6 protein-coding genes are annotated in these 4,796 nt (G+C 64.9%); 1 reads left to right on the plus strand and 5 read right to left on the minus strand.

Annotated features, from left to right (window positions below; all coding sequences use genetic code 11):
* The 5 genes from AC3XYG_RS23385 to pdxR all read right to left on the minus strand — a co-directional run.
* Positions 1-463: NADP-dependent oxidoreductase (locus AC3XYG_RS23385; RefSeq protein WP_489142269.1), on the minus strand; the 463-nt coding region annotated here is incomplete at its 3' end.
* 191 nt (positions 464-654) lie between these two features.
* Positions 655-1,674 (minus strand): helix-turn-helix transcriptional regulator, encoded by a 1,020-nt coding sequence (locus AC3XYG_RS23390; RefSeq protein ID WP_489142270.1) that lies wholly within the window; start codon positions 1,672-1,674, stop codon positions 655-657.
* Positions 1,675-1,785: 111 nt separating this feature from the next.
* Entirely contained in the window at positions 1,786-2,241 is a 456-nt protein-coding gene (locus AC3XYG_RS23395; protein ID WP_489142271.1) for a DUF3788 domain-containing protein, read from the minus strand.
* A gap of 72 nt (positions 2,242-2,313) precedes the next feature.
* Positions 2,314-2,847: a hypothetical protein gene (locus AC3XYG_RS23400; RefSeq protein WP_489142272.1), complete on the minus strand. Its 534-nt coding sequence runs from the start codon at positions 2,845-2,847 to the stop codon at positions 2,314-2,316.
* A 212-nt stretch (positions 2,848-3,059) separates the two neighbouring features.
* Positions 3,060-4,478: a MocR-like pyridoxine biosynthesis transcription factor PdxR gene (pdxR, locus tag AC3XYG_RS23405; RefSeq protein WP_489142273.1), complete on the minus strand. Its 1,419-nt coding sequence runs from the start codon at positions 4,476-4,478 to the stop codon at positions 3,060-3,062.
* 92 nt (positions 4,479-4,570) lie between these two features.
* Between pdxR and AC3XYG_RS23410 the strand changes: the two genes are divergently transcribed.
* On the plus strand, positions 4,571-4,796 hold a 226-nt coding region (locus AC3XYG_RS23410), incomplete at its 3' end, for a cupin domain-containing protein (protein ID WP_489142274.1).

Here is a 4,796-nt window from a genome sequence, read left to right on the forward strand (position 1 = left end):
CGGCCTCTTTGGCGAGTTGGGTCACCATCGACCCGACGGCGCCGGCCGCACCGTGCACGAGGACGCTCTGCCCCGGATGAAGGCGGCCGTGCTGGAACAATCCCTGCCACGCGGTCAGGCCCGAGATCGGCAGGCTCGCGCCCACCGTGAAGTCGATGTCGCCCGGCAGCGGTGCGAGGTTGCGGGCCTCGATCGCCAGATACTCCGCCAGGGTGCCGTCGCGATACCAGTCGGCGAGGCCGAACACCCGCTGCCCCACCGACAGTCCCGTCGTGCCGTAGCCGAGTGCCGTGACCACGCCGGCCAGCTCGTGCCCGGGGATCGACGGTGTCCGGTCCCGGTCGAGGCGATCGGTCCAGGTCGGGGCCCACGTCAGCTCATTCGGGACGAATCCCGACGCATGAACCTCAACCACGACGTCGTTGATCGCCGGCTGCGGCATGGGCCGCTCGGCCAGGGTCATTCCGGCCGTTCCCGCCGCCTGGTCCGTCACAACGATTGCCTTCATCGTTCACCTGCCTGTGTGCGGTCGCGCGTCGTGTTCCGAATCTGGAAGCCACGCTGCCACCGGTGCCGGCGCGATGAAACCCGCGCCGGTGGCTCTTGGACGGGCGGACACGCATTCCGGAATCCGGGGCTGGCCGGCGCCTTGGCTCAACCGCCCTTGTCGCCCTCATCGCTCTTCGCGCTCTGCCGGTACTCGCTGGGATCGGCATTGTAGGCTTTGCGGAAGGCCCGCACGAAGCTCGAGCGGCTTTCGTAGCCGGCGTTGTAAGCCACGATTTCGACCGGGGCCGTCGTGGTCGTGAGTTCGAGCGCCGCCTGCCGCATCCTGAGATCCCGGACGACGGCCATCGGCGACCGGCCGAAGACCTCCGAGAACCGCGCCATGAAGGCAGACCGGCTCAGCCCCGCGCTGTGCGCCAGGCTCTGGACCGTATGGGCGGCCCCCGGACGCGCCGCCATGTCGGCGAAGGCTCGGGTGATCTGCCGGTCCGCGAGGATCGAAAACCGATCCGTCCAGCCGCGCGAGGACTTCATCGATCGCCGGATCAGGGCGACGATGACCTGCTTCAGCAGGGACGCCGTCATGGCGCCCGTGCCGATTTCCTGCGCGCCAAGCTCCTCGACCGCTTCGCGAAGCTTCAGGCCGATCCTGTCGGTCGGTTCGAACTTCTCGACCACGGGCTCCTGCAATTCGCGAAACAACCCGACCGATTGGCCGAAGGATGCGTTGAAGAAGCCGCAGATCTGGATGATTTCGGGCTGCCCGGCCGGCATGGCGATGCGCAGCACACCGTCATGCCGCTGCCAGCAATCGCGGGTGATCAGCGTCCTCGGGCCGCCGGCTCCGTCGACCTCGATCGCGAACGGGGTGTTCGGGGGCTTGATGATGAGCAGATGGGGCTCGAGCGGTATCCAAGGCCCATTGCCGATCGAGATCCGTCCCCGGCCGCTGACTGTGTAATGGATCGCCGGGGCGTCAATCGTCCCCATCTCCGCGCGATGGTCCGGCGGAATCAGTATCTCGGTGAGCGCGATGACATCGATGTCGAGCGCCCGCATGAGGGTGTCGAGGTCGGCGGCGGCGAGCTTCGAGGCAGAGCCGGCGATTATCGAATCGGCCCGCTCCCCCTGTCCGTTTCTGGTCCGCGATCTGGCCGTGGTTTGCATCACAATCTGCTTATCGATCCGGGGGGAGGACGCGTTCGCCATCCTCTGGAAGGTGACATTCGAGGTTCGCCATGACTTTGGTTCGCAGCCGCGCCGGCCAATGTCTGGCGTTCAACCGCGCGACGCAGGAGGCCGCTTCATGGCCAAAAGCTCCGTGACGTCACGCAGGTCATCTGCGGATGCGATTGCGACTGTCAGGAATTTCCCGTCCGGAAATGTATGAGCTTCATCGTAGAGCTGGACCAACTGCGAGCGCCAGACATGGCGCCGCTCCTCGAATTTCTCTCGTTCAGCCCTCCCGAGGACCACGACAGCCGAAAATCGCCCGTATTCCGGCAGGAAAGTGCAAAATGCCTTTGTCTTCTTGTAGCGCAGAGACCAGCCACGCTTTTGTCCGCCATAGAGCCACTCTGGTATGAAAACTCCGGGGTAGAATCCGTCGATCCAGCTTTGCAGTTCGAGCCAATGCTTGGACGCACCCGGTCCAATCCAGTCGCGGACAGTGCTGCTGTCAGGAGGCGCTGACTTGTCGGTGATCCGATCGCCGATCTGGGGGTACTGTTCCATGCCGCTTTCCTTCCGCCACATCTCTATTGCGCTCAGCTTGTAAGACTTGGTGGCCGGCAACTGGCCGGCTGCTCAAGTCCGAGCACTGCAGCGAAAGAAAGAATCGACGGTCCATCGATCCGATCCGGCGAGTCCGAGGAATAGGGCGCAGCACATCGCGCCGAAGACCGAGTAGTCGAATGGCGCCTTGATTCCAAGCGAGGTCGCCATGGCTGACCCGTAAAATAAAAGAAGGCCCGCGGTGCCAAAAGCCGCCCACCGGAGCCAGATGCCAAGGACCAGCGTCACGCCAGCCAGGGTCTCTACGACAGTCGCGATTGCGCCAAGATAGGGTATCGTCCATGCGGGTGCGAACGCATTGACCTCGGCCGTGTAGCCCAAAAACCGGTCGAATGTTCCCCAGGAGACGCCGAGGTCGCCGGGATTGCCGTAGAGCCCGAGCCGATCGGCGATCGACAACAAGAACGTGATCCCGAGTGCCGCGCGGCTGCCCAGCGAGAGAATATCGAGAGCAAGAGAGCCTCGTTTCCCCGCCGACTCCAGGGTGAGGATTGGTTGCCCACGCGAAGTGCGTAAGGCCGCGCAAAGTATTTCCGTTGTTGCCATGACGGGATAGTCCTGGTGATGGATGGGGGGCGAGATCCAGACCTTGTCCCGACCAGATAGGCTCCGTCTTGGGACAGGAAAAGCACCAGGATTCGACAAAAAACCTGTACCACCGGGGCCATGGCCAAACGCCTCCCCGTAATTCGATCGATCTCCGAAGTCGCCGCGGCCGGCGGCGCTCTTCTAGCGAGGGCCAGTCGCGAGCGAGGTGCTCAGGTCAGACGCTCGATAACGGCGCGGAGCGTGTCGCATGATCGCGCGAGGTGCTTCTGGGGCGCCGTGGCGACTCCCAGGAGGAGGCCCGGCCGCGCAGAGGCCGGCGACGCGTACCAGATCGACAGCGGAGTGGGCGCCAACCCGAGGGGCACCAACGCCCGGGCGATAGACTGGTCATGCGCGCCGGCCGGCAACCAGAGCAGCACGGCGAGCCCGGCCGGCTCGACTTTTTCGGCGCGCGGCCGCAGGCACTCCAGCAGCGCATCGCGCTGTGCGGAGTAGACGCGCTTCGTCCGCCGGAGATGTCGCAGATAGTAGCCTTCGCGCATGAACATCGCGGTCGCCAGCTGCAGCGCCGTCCCTGGCGCCGGGGCGAGGCAGGCGGCGACCTCGGCGAAGCGGGATGCCAGCTGCGTCGGGACAACAACAAAGCCCAGGCGCCAGGCCGGGCTGATGGTCTTGCTGAACGAGCCGATATGGATCACTCGCCCCGCACGGTCGAGCGAGGCCAAAGCGGGCGTGGCCCGCCCCTTCAACTGCAGCTCGCCCAGATAGTCATCCTCGATCACCCAGGCCCCTTCCTGGGCGGCCCAGTCGAGGAGACGCAGGCGTCGGGCCAATGACAGGGTCGAACCGGTGGGCGCCTGCTGGCCCGGGGTGACGATCGCGAGGGCCGCATCCGGGGCATGCCGCAGGCCATGGTCGACATTGATGCCCTCGGCGTCGACCGGGATCGGCACCGGCGACAGCCGCGCGAGTTCCAGCCCGTGTCGGGTGAAGGGGAAACCGGGATCCTCCATCCAGACTCTCTGCCCCTCGAGACCGAGAACGCGGAGCGCCAATCCAAGGCCGCCGGCGAAGCCGCCGGTGATGATGACCTGGGGAGCCGAGCACTCGATGCCACGTGCCACGGCGAGATATGCGGCAATCTCACGCCGCAGTTCCAGCTCGCCGCGTGGATCTGGATAGAGGGCCGGGGTGCTCGATTCCGCACGGATGGCACGCGATCGGATTCCGGCAAGAAGCTTGGCGGGGAAAGTCTCCTGTGCCGGCACTCCCATTTTGAAGATGGCCAGCCCCGCAGTGCGCTCCCAAGTGCGCTCCCGGTACATTTCCATGAACGACCCGGGATCAGGCGGCGGCTCCTGCCTCGCCATGGCCCGAGGCCAGTCCGCAACCCGGGTGCCGGACCTGCGCGAGGCGACAATGAGCTGCGCGGCGGATAGCTTCTCATAGGCCAGGCGTACGGTGCCGCGGGCGACACCGAGCTGGATCGCGAGGTCGAGCCAGGACGGCAAGCGCGCCCCAGGCACCAGAACGCCGGCCTCGATCGCGGCGGTGATGCCCTTGCGGATCTGTTCGGCCAGCGACGTCTTTGCCGATCGGTCGAGCGTTAGGGAGAGGCGTTCGGTCATAGCACGGTGGTACACAAATTTTGTCGGTTCTTGGTGCTTTTCATGACCCTATCGGAGGTCGATCTTGGCGGGAGATAAGGAGCACACCCGCCATGACCCTCAAATCTCTCATCGTGGCGGCTGGCCTCGCCATCGCGATGCCGGACGCGGCCGGCGGCTCGGGCGAAACAATCACACCAAACTTCGATCAGGCTGTCCCCAACATCCCTGGCAAGTCATTGATCGCTGTCGTCATTGATTATGCTCCAAGTGGAGCATCGCCATCGTACAAGCACGCAAAATCTGCCTTCATATATGCCTATGTCGTATCAGGGGCCA

The sequence above is a fragment of the Inquilinus sp. genome (assembly GCF_057815775.1).

What these genes read in the sequence shown, in the direction of transcription:
- AC3XYG_RS23390 (WP_489142270.1), bottom strand. Translation starts at nt 1,674, where the DNA reads ATGCAAACCACGGCCAGATCGCGGACCAGAAACGGACAGGGGGAGCGG.
- AC3XYG_RS23395 (WP_489142271.1), bottom strand. Translation starts at nt 2,241, where the DNA reads ATGGAACAGTACCCCCAGATCGGCGATCGGATCACCGACAAGTCAGCG.
- AC3XYG_RS23400 (WP_489142272.1), bottom strand. Translation starts at nt 2,847, where the DNA reads ATGGCAACAACGGAAATACTTTGCGCGGCCTTACGCACTTCGCGTGGG.
- pdxR (WP_489142273.1), bottom strand. Translation starts at nt 4,478, where the DNA reads ATGACCGAACGCCTCTCCCTAACGCTCGACCGATCGGCAAAGACGTCG.